Consider the following 17065-nt stretch of genomic DNA (forward strand, 5'->3'; position numbering starts at 1 on the left):
CCTCGCGCGTTGCTCACGAGCGCCGGAGCACGACCTGGAAGCCCTCGGTGGTGCTCAGCGTGAACTCACCGGTGTTCGAGGTGGCGACGACATTCGCGGCGCGATCGTCGCCGGTGATGCGCTCGACGACGGCGCGCACCCCCGCGGGCATGGCGTTCCAGTCGGACTCGGGGGACTGCAGCAGGCCGTGATAGGTGCGGGGCGTCGCGGTCAGGCCCTCGGGCTGCCAGCCGAAGCGCGGGGTGCTCGCGAGGAACAGGCTCAGGTCGGTGCAGGCGTTGTCGGCCGTGCAGACGCGGACCGGCATCACATCGTCGGCGTAGTCGTAGTCGCGCAGGCTCATCGTCCAGCCCGCCGGATCGCGGTAGTCGTAGTCGACGCCGGTCGCGCCGACCATCGTCAGGGCTGACGTGTCGCCGGGACGGTTGTCGAGCACCTCGGCGGTCAGCGGACGGTCGTTGACGGTGAAGGACCAGTCGCCGGCCTCGACGGGCTTGTGCCAGAAGCCGGTCCGGCCGTCGAGGCGCCCCTCCACGCGCAGCTCCCGCTGCTCGGACCGGCCGCCGGTGGTGTGGATGCTGATCGTCGAGGTGATCTCGCCCGGGATCTTGGGCTGACGCACCCACGCCGGTGGTGGCAGATGGATGCCGGTGTACTGCGGGAAGAACGGGCGCAGGAACTCGAACTGGCCGACCCAGGCGTCGAAGTTGGTCGGCGCCTCGGCCAGATCGGGCTTGTCGCCATAGGTATAGGAGAAGAACAGGGTGTCGGCGCCGGAGATGTCGAAGTCCCAGAGCCGGGTGTACATGTCGCCGTACTCGTTGATCAGGAAGGTCGTCGAGCCCGAGGCGCTGAGATTGATCGACTGGAAACGCCCGTCGAGCGGACCGGGCAGCTCGTAGCTGTAGTCGTCGGCGAACTCGGGATCGCTGATCTTCAGCGGATCGCTGCCGGGCAGCCAGGGATCGAGGATGACGATCCGGTTGCCCTCCGGCGAGAGGACGAACACCGTCGTCACCCCGGCGCCGCCGACCGGCTGCTGCTTGCCCGTCGGATCGGTCCAGAAGCCCTGCTGCCGGAACGGGATCAGCTGCACATACTCCGGGTCGAGCCAGGACAGGCTCCACGCCCTGGACGCGGGCCGGACCCTGGTCCCGGTCGGGTCCAGCCAGATCGGGGACCCGAATCGTGCCGTCCACCACCACAGTTCGGGCGTCTGGTCGGCCGACTCCAGCGTGAACACCCGCCCGCCCGGCACCAGCGCGACCAACCTGCTGCGATCCACCGAGATCGCCGAGATCTGCCCGCGCAGGCAGTTCGGCAGTGGCGCTGTCCGCCAGCCGGATTCGCCCACCGCGGCTTTCAGGTACAGGTTGCCGTCGAGCAGCGCGAACTGCCAGGCCTCGTTGAAACCGGTCTGCGGCGTCCGCAACTCGATGCGGGCGGGGAGCCGATCGACGACACCGGCGGGCGCGAACGGCATCGTCAGCAAACCGATCCCGACGTTGGGGAAGTGCATCGGCAGCGGCCAGGCCCCCGCCCGGCCGGGCAGGGTGAGTGCCGCGCAGCTGAGCCCCTCGGGCAGGACGCCGAACGGCCACCACTCGTCGGCCACGGCGGGACTGCTCGTGGCGACGGTCGCCGCGGTCAGTGCTGCCGCGACCAGTCCGGACCAGCCTCGACGCATCAGTGATCACACCTTCCATCCATCGGGCCCGAAGCCCGGAATACCCAGGGCAATGCGACAGCGAGGGGGCGGTGGGGCCCCGGCGGAGCACGAGCGCGATCGGCGAGGTCGATGCGGGAGTGACGCGCGACCGGCGCGGAACGGTCGAACGGTACCAGCACCGGGCAACATCCCAGCCACCGAACACTGCGAAGCGGCCAGGAACGTGGGAAGCTTTGTGAGTAATCAGCACGATGAATGGGAAGAAACCGGACGGTTGACAAGCTCGAGATACCCCAAATACTGTGCAGTTCAATGAGTCCTGTTCTGCCGTTCGAACCTTTCGAGAGGGATCGCCGCGCCGGTTCGCCCGGACGAGAAGCCCTCAGACCCGCGCCTCTGGCCGCCGGAATGGCGACGTAGCGCGTCAGCTTTCCGGCCGAACGGCTGACTCCCACCGCGCCCGGCCCGCACCGACTGCGCGGCTACGGCTATCCGCGGACGCTGTTCCGCACCCCTCTGCTCGACCGCATCGAGATTCGTTCTGTCGACGCACGAATCGTCAGAGTCGTCGAACTAATTAGTTAGCACTACGAATCGATGGTGACATGACCCGCTCCGCACTCTGGTAACCCCGACATTCACTCGGTAGGGGGCTACGGGGGGAAATAACGTGCTTCGCGGAAGGATGTTCAGAGGTGACCGGTTCGACGTTCGATGTCGCGATTGTCGGTATGTCCTGCAGATTGCCGGGTGCCGTCGATCTCGAGGGTTTCTGGCAGCTGCTCAGTGCCGGGCGCGCCGCGATCGGGACCGCGCCCGCCGGGCGCGAGGGGATCACCGAGCGGGCCGGATTCCTCGACACCGTAGGTGATTTCGACGCGGAGTTCTTCGGGGTCTCGCCCATCGAAGCGCGCGCGGTCGATCCGCAGCAGCTGCTGGCGCTGGAGCTGAGCTGGGAAGCGCTCGAGGACGCCGGGCTGGCGGCCACGGGGGACGAGTCGCGGCGGTACGGCGTCTTCCTCGGCAGCACCGGTAGCGATTTCGCCGAGCTGATGGCCTCGCGCGGTGGTCCCGGCGTCAGCAGGCACTCGCTGTGGGGTGCCGGGCGCGGCATCATCGCCAACCGGATCTCCAACCACTTCGGTTTCGGCGGACCGAGTCTCGTCGTCGACAGCGCCCAGGCGTCCTCGCTCGTCGCGGTGCACCTGGCGTGCGAGAGCCTGCGCAGCGGCGAGAGCGAGGTGGCGCTGGCCGGCGGCCTGAACCTGATCCTGTCACCGTCCAGCGGCGCGCGGATCGAGCAGTTCGGCGCGCAATCGGCGCTGGGCGCCTGCTACACCTTCGACGCCAGGGCCGACGGCTTCGTGCGCGGCGAGGGCGGTGGCATGGTGGTGCTGAAACCACTGGACCGTGCGATAGCCGACGGGGACCGGATCCATGCCGTGATCCGGGGCAGCGCGGTCACCACCGGCAACGAACGCCGGGTGCTCAGTGCGCCGAGCCGGGCGGCGCAGGCGGCGGCGATCACCGCCGCGTTGCGTGCGGCGGGGGTCGAGGCGTCGTCGGTGCAGTACGTCGAGTTGCACGGCACCGGAACGCCCGCGGGTGATCCGGTGGAGGCGGCGGCGCTGGGCGACAGCTACGGCGTCGATCGGGCGCCGGACGCGCCGCTGGCCGTCGGCTCGGTCAAGACGAACATCGGGCACCTGGAGGGCGCCGCGGGGATCGCGGGCCTGATCAAGACCGCGCTCTGCCTGCGTCGCGGTGATCTGGTGCCCAGCTTGAACTTCCAGGCTCCGAACCCTCGGATTCCGCTCGACGACTTGGGTTTACGTGTCGTCACCGGCGTCGAGGAGTGGTCGGCGGAGACGGTGCGCCGGGCCGGGGTGTCTTCGTTCGGCATGGGTGGTTCGAACGCCCACGTCATCCTGGAGCAGGCGCCTGTCGGCACCGCTCCGGGTGGGGTGCCTGCCGCCGATGGTGGATCGGCCGACGCTGCCCCTGTCGTTCGGGGTGGCATGGCGGTATCGCCGCCGGCTGTCGATGGTCGATCGGCTGGTGCCCCGCCTGCCGTTCATGATGGGCAGGCCGGGGCAACGGCTGCCGATCGCGGCGAGTCTGCCGGGGCCGCGGGTGCCGCGCATGGCGGACCCATTGCCGGCCGCGCTCTGACCGGTAGAGGCGACGGGCGGCCTGCGTCTTCCGCGGGTTCTGCCTCTGCTCCCCGCACGGTGCATGACGGTGGCGGTGTGGTGCCGCTGGTGCTCTCGGCACGCAGTGAGTCCGGGGTGCGCGCGCAGGCGGCGCGGTTGCGGGAGTGGATGGTCGGGCGTCCGGAGTCGGGTGTCGTCGATGTCGCGCAGTCGCTGCTGACCACGCGAGTACCCATGGAATGGCGCGGCTATGCCGCCGGACGCGATCGGGTGGAGCTGCTGACCGCGTTGGCGGCCGTGGCCGCGCCCGGGTCGGCGGTCGGGCGGGCGGCGCCGCGTCGGGTCGCGTTCGTCTTCCCCGGGCGGGGGAGCCGGTGGGCCGGTCTGGCGCTGGGGCTGTTGGCGTCGGACGCTGCGTTCGCCGAGTCGATCGCGGAGTGCGCGCAGGCGCTGGCGCCGTACGTGGACTGGTCGCTGGACGCGGTGCTGCGTGGTGACGAGGACGCGCCGTCGGCGGATCGACAGGATGTGGCGCCACCGGTGCTGTTCGCGGTCATGGTGTCGATGGCCCGGCGGTGGCAGGCCGCCGGTGTCGCACCGGACCTGGTGATCGGTGACGGGCTGGGTGAGATCGCCGCCGCGTACATCGCCGGTGGACTGTCGCTGGCCGACGCGGCGCGGGTGGTGGTCGTCCGGTCGCGGAATGCGGCCGAGGCTGCTGGTGGATCAGGCCGTGGCGGAGAGCGTTTCGACTCCGAGCATGATCTGGCGGCGATCCGACCGCGATCGGGGTCGGTCCCGTTCTTCTCGACGGCCGCCGCCGACCGCGTCGACACCGCGCGACTCGACGCCGACTACTGGCACCGCCCGCAGCCGGAGCCCGCGCGGTTCGCCGACGTGGTGACCGCGCTGATCGACGACGGCATCACCGGATTCGTCGAGATGAGCCCGCACCCGGTGCTCACCCCGGACCTCGCCGCGGCCGCCTCGGACGGTGTCGCGGTCATCGGATCGCGACGCCTCGGCGAGGACGGCCCGGACTGGTTCGTCGCCTCGCTCGCCCAGGCCTACTGCGCCGGTTTGCCGGTCCGCCCGGACGCGCTCGTCACCGGCGGTGCGCGGGTCGACCTGCCGCCGTACGCATTCCAGCGCCGCGACTTCTGGACCGGCACGCCGACAGTCCTGGCCGAGGCCACCGTCGCCGATTCCGGCGCCGCAGCACACGAAGTCGCGACGCTCAGCGGTGCGGAGCGCGGCGCATCGCGGCACGGCAGCGACAGTCGCGATGCCATCGAGGCCGACGCAGGGCACGATGCCACACAGGTCGGCGCAGATGATCGCGACGCCGAGGAGCACGGTGACTCAGGGCAGATCGGTCTCTGGGCCGACAGCGACCTGGCTCGTTTGCTCGCGGAAGCGCCCGAATTCCAGCGCGACGCCATAGTTCTCGACCTCGTGCGGGAGCATGCGGCCGCAGTCCTCGGTCATGACTCGGCGGCGGCGGTCCATCCCGACCAGCCGTTCACCGATGGCGGGTTCGACTCGATCAGCGGTGTGGAGCTGCGGAATCGGCTGACCAAGGTCACCGGGGTGACGCTGCCCGACACCCTCGTCTTCGACTATCCGACCGCGACGGCGGTGGCGGCACTGCTGCGGGCGCGGGTGTCCGGCGGCGGACGGGAGCAGCGCCGGGTGACGCGGCGGGCGACCACCGACGAGCCGATCGCGATCGTCGGCATCGGCGCGCGGTTCCCCGGTGGCGTGGCGTCCGCCGAGGACCTGTGGGACCTGATGATCGCGGGGCGGGACGCGATCGGCGAGTTCCCCACCGATCGCGGCTGGGATCTCGCTGGGCTGTACGACCCGGACCCTGGCACCCCGGGCACGGTCTACACCCGGCACGGCGGATTCCTCGACGGCGCGGGCGATTTCGACCCCGGCTTCTTCGGCATCAGTCCGCGCGAAGCGCTGGCGATGGACCCCCAGCAGCGGGTGCTGCTCGAGACCGCGTGGGAAGCGCTGGAGGACGCGGGCATCGACCCGACCTCGTTGCGCGGCGGTGACGCCGGGGTCTTCGTTGGTGCCTGCGAGTCGGGCTACGCCCGGCGGGTGACCGGCGACCTGGAGGGATTCCGGCTCACCGGCACCTCGCACAGCGTCATCTCGGGCCGGATCGCCTACGTGTTCGGTCTGGAAGGGCCAGCGGTCACGGTGGATACGGCCTGCTCGTCCTCGCTGGTGGCGCTGCATCTGGCGTGCCAGGCGCTGCGCCAGGGAGACAGCTCGCTGGTGCTCGCGGGCGGCGTCACCGTCGCGGCCAGCCCGACCCTGCACGTCGACTTCGCCCGTCAGCGCGGCCTGGCACCGGACGGCCGGTGCAAGCCCTTCTCGGCCGCCGCCGACGGCGTGGCGTGGTCTGAGGGCTCGGGTGTGCTTGTACTGGAACGTCTTTCGGACGCACAGCGCCTCGGTCACCGCGTGCTGGCGGTCGTGCGCGGTAGCGCCGTGAACCAGGACGGCGCGAGCAACGGGCTGACCGCGCCGAACGGCCCTTCGCAGGAGCGGGTGATCGCGCAGGCGCTGGCCAACGCGGGCATCACCGCGGCCGACGTGGATGTCGTCGAAGCGCACGGAACTGGTACGGCCCTCGGTGATCCGATCGAGGCGCAGGCGCTGATCGCCGCCTACGGCCAGGGTGACCGGGAGCCGCTGCGGATCGGTGCGCTGAAGTCGAACATCGGTCATACCGTGGCCGCCGCCGGTGTGGCCGGGGTGATCAAGATGGTGCAGGCGATGCGGCACGAGCGGTTGCCGCGCACCCTGCATCTCGATTCGCCGTCACCGCATGTGGATTGGTCGGCGGGCGCCGTGCGTCTGCTGACCGAACCGGAACCGTGGACCGCCGGGGAGCGGGTCCGGCGGGCGGGAGTGTCCTCCTTCGGAATCAGCGGCACCAACGCGCACGTCGTTCTCGAGGAAGCGCCTGCCGTCCAAGGCATCGACGACGCGCCCGCGCGGCCGACGACGATGACTCCGTTGCTGGTGTCGGGCAAGGGTGAACCGGGCCTGCGCGCGCAGGCCGAGCGACTGCACGCGTGGCTGTCGGAACATCCCGAGGTCGACCTCTCCGACGTTGCCCAAGCGCTAATCTCGACACGCGCACAGCATGATTCGCGTGGCGTGGTGCTCGGACGCGATCGCGACGAGATCCTCGCCCGGCTGGCCGACCTCGCCGGATCGGGAACCGGCGCCGGCGTGACCGAGGGCGTCGCCGGTGCGGGACGAACGGCGTTCCTGTTCACCGGGCAGGGCGCGCAGCGGATCGGCATGGGCGCCGGTCTGTACGAGACGTTCCCGGTCTTCGCGACCGAGATCGACACGGTGTTGGCGCATTTCGACCCCGCGCTCCGCGACGTGATGTTCCATGGCGACCGCGCGGTGCTGGATCGGACCGAGATCACCCAGCCCGCCCTGTTCGCGTTCGAGGTGGCGCTGTACCGGCTGCTCGAATCCTTCGGTGTGACACCGGACGTGGTGATCGGCCACTCGATCGGTGAGCTCGCCGCCGCCTACGTGGCGGGAGTGTGGACGCTGCCGGACGCCTGCGCGCTGGTGGCGGCCCGCGGGCGGTTGATGGGCGCCCTGCCCACGGGCGGGGCGATGCTGGCCGTGGCGATCGACGAAGCGCGGGCGCTCGAGATCGCCGCGGAGTTCGGCGATCGTGTCGCGGTCGCGGCGGTGAACGGCCCGTCGTCGACGGTGCTGTCCGGCGACGAGGACGCGATCGAGGAGATCGAGCGGCGACTCGCGGCGGCCGAGGTCAAGACCAGCCGGTTGCGCGTCAGCCATGCCTTCCATTCGGCCCGCATGGAACCCATGCTGGACGAATTCCGTGCCGTGGCAGCGGGTATCGCCTACGCGTCGCCGCGCACGCCGATCGTGTCGAACCTGACCGGTGCGATCGCCGGCGCCGAGGTCACCGACCCGGAGTACTGGGTGCGTCAGGTCCGGGGCTGTGTGCGGTTCGCGCCGGGCGTGGACGCCCTCGCCCTGGGTGGCGTGCGCCGGTTCGTCGAGGTCGGTCCGGACGCGGTGCTGTCGGCTCTGACCCGCACCAGCCTGGCCGAGCACCCGGACATCGAACCGGAGTCGACGGTGGTCGCCACCTCCCGGCGGGCGGCCGACGAGGTGACGCAGTTCGTCACCGGGCTGGCGCAGGCGCATGTCGCCGGTGTGCGCGTGGACTGGTCGCCGTTGTTCGCTGGTCGCGTCGCGCGCCGGATTCCGCTGCCCACCTATGCCTTCCAGCATCGCCGGTTCTGGTTGCGGCCGGTCGACGATGCGCCCGGCGCCCCCTCGGATCATCCGGTCCGCACGGAGGTGGTCGGCCTGGCGGGGACCGACGAGTGGCTGGTCACCGGTCGGCTGTCCCTGCGCGCACAGCCGTGGATCGCCGATCACACCTCCTACGGCGTGGTGGTCGTGCCCAGCGCGGCCCTGGTCGAGTTCCTGCTCGCCGCCGGTGCCCGGATCGGTTGCGGGGTGGTGGAAGAACTCACCCTGCAGGCGCCGATCCTGCCATCCGGCACGGACGAGGTCGAACTGCAGGTGCTCGTGCGGGCACCCGACGCGTCGGGGTCGCGTCCGTTCGAGGTCTCCTTCCGGACCGCGCCGGACGCGGACTGGGCGCGCAACGCGACCGGCGCGTTGTCGGCGGGGTCCGGCGAGTCGGCGTTGCTGGCGCGTCTGCGTGACGAACCGTGGCCTCCGCAGGACGCGGAAGCCATTGTGGCGGAAGATATTCCGATGCGGATGTCGAACGGATCGGGCCTCGAGTACGGCCCGGCGTTCACCGGCGTGCGCGCCGCGTGGCTGCGCGAGGACGCGGTCTTCGCCGAGATCGCCCTCGTGACCGATCCGGCGGCGGAATCGGGACGCTACGTCCTGCACCCCACGCTGCTGGACATGGCCCTGCACGCCGGACTCGCCCAGCTGGTGTGGCGTGACGCCGCCGCCGACCCGGCCACCGGCAAGCTGCTGTTCCGCTGGGGCGGGGTCCGCCTCCATACCGCCGACAGCGCGCCCGAGATCACGTCGCTGCGCGTCCTCGCCGTCGCGACCGGCCCGGACGCGGTGTCCGTCGCCGCCGTCGCGCCGGACGGCACCCCGATCCTGTCGGTCGACGCGGTGGTGATGCGTCCCTACGACGTCACGGCGTTCCGGAACTCCCTGGCCGACGACGCGCAGCTGTACGAGCTGCGCTGGGAACCCACCGTGGTCCCCGACGGCGCGACCCCGTCCATGGCAGTGCTCGCCGACACCGTGGTATCGGGGATCGACGCCGCCACCTCGGTGGCCGATCTGGCTGTCGCTGAACAGGTTCCGGACGTGGTGGTGTGGCGGGCGCCTACCGGCACGAGCCCCGAGGCCGTACGCAGCGGTGTCCTGGACACCCTGGCGGTGCTGAAGTCCTGGCTCGCCCACGAACGACTGCCCCGGCTGGCGGTGCTCACGACCGGCGGTGCCGCGCTCCCGGGCGCGGCGCCCGATCTCGTCGCCGCCGCCGTGTGGGGCCTGGTGCGCAGCGCGCAGTCGGAGAACCCGGGGCGATTCGTCCTCGTCGACGAGGACCCCGCCGCGCCACTGGATGCGGACCGGATCGCGGCCGTCATCGGGACGACGGAGCCCCAGGTCGCGGTGCGCGGCCCGGAACTCCTGGTACCCCGGCTGACGCGCGCGTCCGCACCGGCGACCACGGCCACCCCGTCGTTCGGCGACGGCACTGTGCTGATCACCGGCGGCACCGGTGGCCTCGGCGCGCTGTTCGCCCGCCACCTGGTGACCGCGCACGCGGTGCGCAGCCTGGTGCTCACCTCCCGCCGTGGGCTCGCGGCGCCCGGCGCGGCCGCCCTGGCCGACGAGCTGGCCCGCGCAGGTGCCGACGTCCGCGTCGTGGCCTGCGATGTCGCCGACCGTGACGAGGTCAGGTCCCTGCTCGACACCATCGCCGCCGACGGCCCGCTGACCGCCGTCGTGCACACCGCGGGCGTCCTCGACGACGGTGTCGTCGAGTCGATGACCGACGCCCAGGTCGACCGGGTGCTGGCGCCCAAGGTCGACGGCGCGTGGCACCTGCACGAACTGACCGGCGAGCTGTCTGCCTTCATCGTCTTCTCCTCGGTGTCCGGCGTGCTCGGCACGGCCGGACAGGGCAACTACGCGGCCGCGAACGGTGTCCTGGACGCCCTGGCCGAACAGCGACGGGCGGCGGGCCTGCCCGCGACCGCGCTGGCCTGGGGTCCGTGGAACCAGGCGGGCGGGATGACCGGTGCGCTGGATCGCGTCGCCGTCGCGCGCTGGGATCGGCTGGGCCTGGGGCAGCTCGGTGACGACGAGGGCCTGCGCCTGTTCGACGCCGCGCTGGCCCGTCCGGACGCGCGACTCGTCCCGATCCGGTTCGACGCGACCGTCCTGCGCCGCGAAGCCGACGTCGACACGGTCCCCGCGGTACTGCGCGGTTACCTCCGTCGCCCGGCGCCGGTCAGCGTGCCGACCACGCAGCCTGCGGGTTCGCTGGGGGCACGACTGGCGGGCGTGCCCGAAGCGCAACGCGCCGCGGTGGTGCTGGCGGCGGTCCGCGACCAGGTGGCCGCGGTCCTCGGCCACGACTCGGGCGAGTCGGTCGACGCGGGGAAGCCGTTCCGGGAGTTGGGTTTCGATTCGCTCGGCGCGGTGGAGTTCCGCAATCGACTGGGCAAGGCCACCGGCCTGACCCTGCCGTCGACGCTGGTCTTCGACCATCCGACCCCGGCGGCCGTGGCGACACTGGTGCAGGCGCGGGTCGCGCCGACGGCGGCGGGCACGCCGTCCGCGCGGCCGGTCCGGCGCGTGCGGGCGGACGAGCCGATCGCCATCGTCGGAATGGCCTGCCGGTACCCCGGCGGTGTCGGCTCCGCCGACGAGCTGTGGGAGCTGGTGTCCGCGGGCACCGACGCCATCAGCGATTTCCCGTCCGATCGCGGGTGGGCGCTGGATCGGCTGATCGATCCCGACCCCGACCGCGTCGGCACGACCTACTCCGGCAAGGGCGGCTTCCTCACCCAGGCGGCCGACTTCGACGCGGGATTCTTCGGGATCGCGCCGCGCGAGGCGATCGCGATGGACCCGCAGCAGCGCCTGCTGCTCGAGGTGTCGTGGGAGGCGCTCGAGCACGCGGGCATCGATCCGATGTCCTTGCGCGGCACCGATACCGGCGTCTACTCGGGCGTGATGTACCAGGACTACGAGACGCTGACCCGGCAGACCCCCGAGGTCGAGGGCTATGTGGTAACCGGCGCCGTGGGCAGTGTGGCCTCGGGCCGGGTGTCCTACGCGCTGGGGCTGGAAGGCCCGGCGATGACGGTGGACACCGCGTGCTCGTCCTCGCTGGTGGCCCTGCACGTGGCGTGCCGGGCCCTGCGCCAGGGGGAGAGTTCGCTGGCGCTGGTCGGCGGCGCGACCGTGATGGCGACGCCGATGGTGTTCCTGGAGTTCTCCCGCAATCGCGGGCTGGCCTCGGACGGCCGGTGCAAGTCGTTCTCGGCGGCCGCCGACGGTGTGTCGTGGTCGGAGGGCGCGGCCGTGCTGGTCGTGGAGCGGCTCTCGGACGCCCAGCGGCTCGGGCATAACGTCCTCGCCGTCGTGCGGGGTACCGGGGTCAACCAGGACGGTGCCAGCAATGGCCTGACCGCGCCCAACGGTCCGTCGCAGGAGCGGGTGATCGCGGCGGCGCTGGCCGACGCGGGCCTGACCCCGGCCGAGGTGGATGTGGTCGAGGCGCACGGCACCGGCACCACCCTGGGCGATCCGATCGAGGCGCAGGCCCTGATCGCGGCCTACGGTCAGGAGCGGGACGAGCCGCTGCGCATCGGCTCGCTCAAGTCGAATATCGGACACTCGCAGGCCGCGTCCGGCGTGGGCGGCGTGATCAAGATGGTGCAGGCCATGCGGCACGCCACCCTGCCGAAGACCTTGCACGTGGACGCCCTGTCGCCGCATGTGGACTGGTCGGCCGGGGCGGTGCGGGTGCTGTCGGAGGCGGAACAGTGGCCCGCCGGTGCGCGGCCACGGCGCGCGGGCGTGTCCTCGTTCGGGATCAGCGGCACGAACGCGCACGTGATCCTCGAGGAGCCACCCGTCGCGGCCGTCGCCGCGCCCGCGGTGACCGCTCCTGCCGGGACCGTCCCGCTGCTGGTGTCCGCGAAGTCCGAGCAGGCGCTGCGGGCGCAGGCGGATCGGCTGCGGCAGTGGCTGATCGACCATCCGGCGGTGGACCCGCGGGACGTGGCGGCGGCGCTGCTCGAGACCAGGGCGCTGCTGGAGTGGCGCGGCGGCGCGCTGGGCGGTGACCGGGCCGAACTACTGGCGGGACTGGCCGCCCTCGCCGCCGGGACCGGCTCGTCTACGGTGGTCGAAGGCATTGTGGGACAGGGGAAGACCGCCTTCCTGTTCACCGGCCAGGGCGCGCAGCGTCCCGGCATGGGTGCCGAGCTGTACCGGGACTTCCCGGTGTTCGCGGCGGCACTGGACGAGGTCTGCGCCGAGCTGGATCGCCACCTCGGCGGATCGCTGCGCACGGTGCTGTTCGACGCCCCCGAAGCGGGGCTGAGCCGGACCGAGTTCACCCAGCCCGCGCTGTTCGCGTTCGAGGTGGCGATGTTCCGCCTGCTCGAATCGTGCGGTGTCGTCCCGGATGTCGTCGCCGGTCATTCGATCGGTGAGCTGGCGGCGGCCTACGTGTCGGGGGTCTGGTCCCTCGCGGACGCGTGTGCGCTGGTGGCGGCGCGCGGCCGGTTGATGGGCGCGCTGCCCGAGGGCGGCGCGATGCTGGCGGTCGCGGTGTCCGAGGACGAGGCGCGGGAACTGGTGGCGGGCTACGGCGATCGCCTCGCGGTGGCCGCCGTGAACGGCCCGGAGGCGGTGGTGTTCTCCGGCGACGAGGACGCCGTCGACGAGCTCGCGCGAGAGATCGCCGAGCGCGGCGGCCGTACGCATCGGTTGCGGGTCAGCCACGCGTTCCATTCGGCCCGGATGGACCCGATGCTCGACGAGTTCCGCACTGTCGCCGCGGGTTTGACGTATCGAGCGCCGCTGCTGCCGATCGTGTCGAACGTGACCGGTGCCCCGGCGGGCGACGCGGTCCTCGACCCGGAGTACTGGGTCAGGCAGGTGCGCGGGTGCGTGCGATTCGCGCCCGGGGTGACCGCGCTGATCGAAGCCGGGGTGCGCAGGTTCGTGGAGGTGGGTCCCGACGCGGTGCTCACCGCGATGACCCGGTCCTGCCTCGCCGAACACCCTGAGCTCGAGGCGAAGTCGACCGTGCTGGCGTCGTCGCGGCGCTCCGTCGCGGAGACGGCCGGGTTCGTCACGGCGCTGGCCCAGGCCCACACGGCGGGTCTGCCGGTGGACTGGACGCCGGTGTTCGCCGGGCACACCCCTCGGCGAGTGACCCTGCCTACCTACGCTTTCCAGCATCAGCGGTACTGGGTGCGGCCGGTCGAGGCCGCCGATGTCCGGCAGTCGGGCCTCGACGACGCGGCCCACCCGCTGCTGAGCGCGATGGTGCGCCTGCCGGATTCCGCGGACGTGGTGTTCACCGGCAGGCTGTCGCCGTCCGCGCACCCCTGGCTGGCCGATCACGCCGTCGCCGGGGTGACGCTGCTGCCCGGCGCCGCGCTGGTGGAGCTGGCCCTGCACGTGGGAACCGTGGTGGCGTGTCCGGTGCTGGCGGAGCTCGTGATCGAGGCGCCACTGCCGATCTCGGCGGAGTCCGCCGCCGAACTGCGCGTGGTGGCGGGCGGACCGGATGACGCGGGCGCCCGCACGATCTCGGTGTACTCGCGGTCGACCGGCGACGACGCCGACCGGTGGACCCGGCACGCGGTCGCGACGATGACCGCCGGGGACGCCACCGCCGGAGCCGATCTGGTGGCCTGGCCGCCCCCGAACACCACCCCGATCGCGCTCGCGGACGCCTACCCGGGCCTGGCCGAGCGTGGGTACGGGTACGGCCCGGCCTTCCAGGGACTCACCGCCCTCTGGGCCGGCGAGGGCGAGGTATTCGCCGAGGTCATCCTGCCGGAGCCGGTACGCCCGGACGCCGCGGCGTACGGCCTGCATCCCGCGCTGCTCGATGCCGCGCTGCACGCGATCCTGCTCGGTGGTCTGGTGCCCGACCAGTCCGTCGGGACGGTGGCCGTGCCGTTCGCCTGGGAGAACGTCGTCCTGCGCGCCGCCGGTGCGACCGCACTGCGCGTGCGGGCCACCTCGACCGGCACCGGTTCCGGTGGTACGCGAATCGCGCTGACCCTCGCCGACCGGTCCGGCGCGCCCGTGGCGGACGTGGGCGTGCTGACGCTGCGATCCCTGTCGACGGACGCGCTCGGCGCGGCCCAGCGCCGGGTCGGCCTCGGCTACGAGCTCGACTGGATCACCGCCGCCGAGCCCACCGGCGACATCACCGTCGACGACTGGCGCCCCGGCGCCGACGGTGACACCGTCACGATCGACGGCCGTACCACCACGGTGGTACGCCTCGACGACACCTCGACCGACGCCGATCTGCCCGCCGCGGTGCGTACTTCGGTGACGGCACTGGCCACCCGCGTGCGGCGGCTGCTGGCCGACGACGGGCGCGTCGTCGTCGTCACCGGCCACGCCGTCGCCACCCATCCCGGCGAGCCGGTGGATCTGTCGGCGGCGGCCGCCTGGGGACTCCTGCGCACCGCGCAGAGCGAGCACCCGGACCGGATCGTGCTGGTCGACATCGACTCCTGGGCCGACTATCGGGCCGCCGTGGCCTCGGCCCTGGCGATCGCGGGCGAATCCCAGCTGGCCGTCCGGCGCGGAACCGCCTACCTGCCCCGGCTGAACCCCAGCGCGGGCGCGCTCGTGGCACCGTCGCACGCCGTTGAGTGGGCGCTGACCCCGCTCGACAAGGGCACGCTGTCCAGCGACAATTTCGCGCTGGTCGAGCGCCCGGGCACCGCGCTCGCTCCGGGCCAGGTGCGGGTGAGCCTGCGGGCGGCCGGACTCAACTTCCGGGACGTGCTCATGGCACTGGGCACCTACCCGGACCCGAACGGCCGCATCGGCGGTGAGGGCGCGGGCATCGTCGTCGAGGTCGCGCCCGACGTCACCGCCTTCGCGCCGGGCGACCGGGTGTTCGGCTTCACCCCCGGCGTCGCCTCGGTCGCGGTGACCGATCAGCGGCTGCTCGCGCCGATGCCGCGCGGCTGGTCGTTCACCCAGGCCGCGGCCGTGCCGATCGTCTACGCGACGGCCTACTACGGCCTCGTCGACCTGGCCGCCGCACAGCCAGGGGAGACCCTGCTGCTGCACGCGGCCACCGGCGGCGTCGGCATGGCCGCGATCCAGCTCGCGCGGCACCTCGACCTGCGGCTGCTGGTCACCGCCAGCAAGCCCAAGTGGCAGGTGCTGCGGGACCTGGGATTCGACGACGAGCAGATCGGTGATTCGCGCACCCTGGACTTCGAACGGAAGTTCCACGCCGGCACCGGCGGTCGCGGCGCCGATATCGTGCTCGACTCGCTGGCGGGCGATTTCGTCGACGCGTCGCTGCGGCTGCTGCCGCGCGGCGGCCGGTTCGTCGAGATGGGCATGATCGATCGTCGCGACCCCGCCGCAGTGGCGGCCGCCCACCCGGGCGTGCGGTACGCGAGCTTCATGCTCATGGAGGCGGGACCGGACCGGCTCCAGGAGATCCTGGCCGCGCTCGTCGACCTGTTCGATCGCGGCGCGCTGACGCCGACCGCGACCACCGCGTGGGACCTGCGCCGGGCACCCGAGGCGTTCCGGTACCTCAGCCAGGCCCGGGGAATCGGCAAGAACGTCCTCACCGTGCCGACACCGCTGCGGTCCGAGGGCACCGTCCTGATCACCGGCGGCACCGGCGGACTCGGTGCGGTGGCGGCCCGCCACCTCGTCACCGCGTACGGTGCGCGCAGGCTCGTCCTCGCGGGCCGCCGTGGCCCGGACGCGCCCGGCGCGGCCGAACTCGTCGCCGAGCTCACCGAACTCGGCGCGCACGTGGACGTGGTCGCCTGTGACGCGGCCGACCGCGCCGCCTTGGACGCGGTGCTGGCGGCGATCCCGGCCGACCATCCGCTGACCGCCGTCGTCCACTCCGCCGGCGTCCTGGCCGACGGTCTCCTCGCCACCATGACCGCCGATCAGTTCGCCCAGGTGCTGCGGCCGAAGGTGGACGCGGCGTGGAACCTGCACGAGGCGACCGCCCACCTGGACCTGTCCGCGTTCGTGCTCTACTCCTCCGTCTCCGGCGTGATCGGCAACCCGGGGCAGGCCAACTACGCCGCCGCCAATGTCTTCCTCGACGCGCTGGCCCAGCACCGGCAGGTGCGCGGCCTGCCCGCGACCTCGATCGCGTGGGGGCCGTGGCAGCAGGGCAGCGGCATGACCAGCGGCCTCGGTGCGGCCGACCTCGTCCGCCTGCGGCGCGAAGGTCTGCTCCCGCTGGGCGCCGAGGACGGCATGGCGCTGTTCGACGCGGCCTTGGCAGGCGGCCGCCCCGCGTTCGTCGCGGTCCGGGTCGACCCGGCCGCGCTCGGTGAGGTCGATCCCGCCGAGGTCCGGCCGGTCATGCGGGCACTGTCCCGGCCTGCCCGGCGGCGAGCGGGCGAAGCCACCGGGGCGACGTCGTCGTCCGACGCCGCGTCCCTGGCGGCGCGCCTGCTCGGCCGCACCGTCGCCGAGCAGGACCGGCTCGTCCTCGACGTGATCCGGGCCCAGGCCGCGGCCGTTCTCGGCCATGCGAGCGCGGACGCGACGGCGCCGGACAAGCCGTTCAGTGATCTCGGGTTCGATTCGCTCGGCGTCATGGAATTCCGCAACCGGCTGAAATCCGCTGTCGGCCTGCAGTTGCCCGCGACCGCCATGTTCGACCACCCCACGCCGGAGGCGCTGGCCGGGTTCGTCCGCCGGGAGATCGCCCCGGTCGACGACCCCGCGCGGCGGATCGCCGACGAGGTCGACGCGCTCGCCCGCAGCTTCGACGCGGCCGAGCTGTCCGCCGCGGACCGGTCCGGCATCGCCGACAAGCTGGCCGCGCTGGTGCGCAAGCTCGCGGACCGAGACCCCGGCGAGATCGACCTCGCCGGTCTCGACGACGCGGACGACCGCGAGCTATTCGACTTCATCGACAACCTCAGCTGAGCTGAACGAGCAG

Annotated in this window: 2 protein-coding genes; one reads left to right on the plus strand and one right to left on the minus strand. The window is 72.4% G+C overall.

Translation table 11 applies throughout. From position 1 onward, the window contains the following. Window positions 1-13 precede the first annotated feature (13 nt). Window positions 14-1687, minus strand: coding sequence for a hypothetical protein (locus ACFYWJ_RS12570; RefSeq protein ID WP_355280777.1), 1674 nt, complete (start codon window positions 1685-1687; stop codon window positions 14-16). Window positions 1688-2364: 677 nt separating this feature from the next. On the opposite strand from ACFYWJ_RS12570, the gene ACFYWJ_RS12575 reads away from it, so the two are divergent. Next, complete coding sequence (locus ACFYWJ_RS12575; RefSeq protein WP_355280779.1) at window positions 2365-17052, plus strand: SDR family NAD(P)-dependent oxidoreductase; 14688 nt, start codon at window positions 2365-2367, stop codon at window positions 17050-17052. The last annotated feature ends 13 nt before the right edge of the window (window positions 17053-17065 follow it).

This window comes from Nocardia sp. NPDC003269 (assembly GCF_042888005.1).
Classification (GTDB): domain Bacteria; phylum Actinomycetota; class Actinomycetes; order Mycobacteriales; family Mycobacteriaceae; genus Nocardia.

What these genes read in the sequence shown, in the direction of transcription:
- ACFYWJ_RS12570 (WP_355280777.1), bottom strand. Translation starts at nt 1,687, where the DNA reads ATGCGTCGAGGCTGGTCCGGACTGGTCGCGGCAGCACTGACCGCGGCG.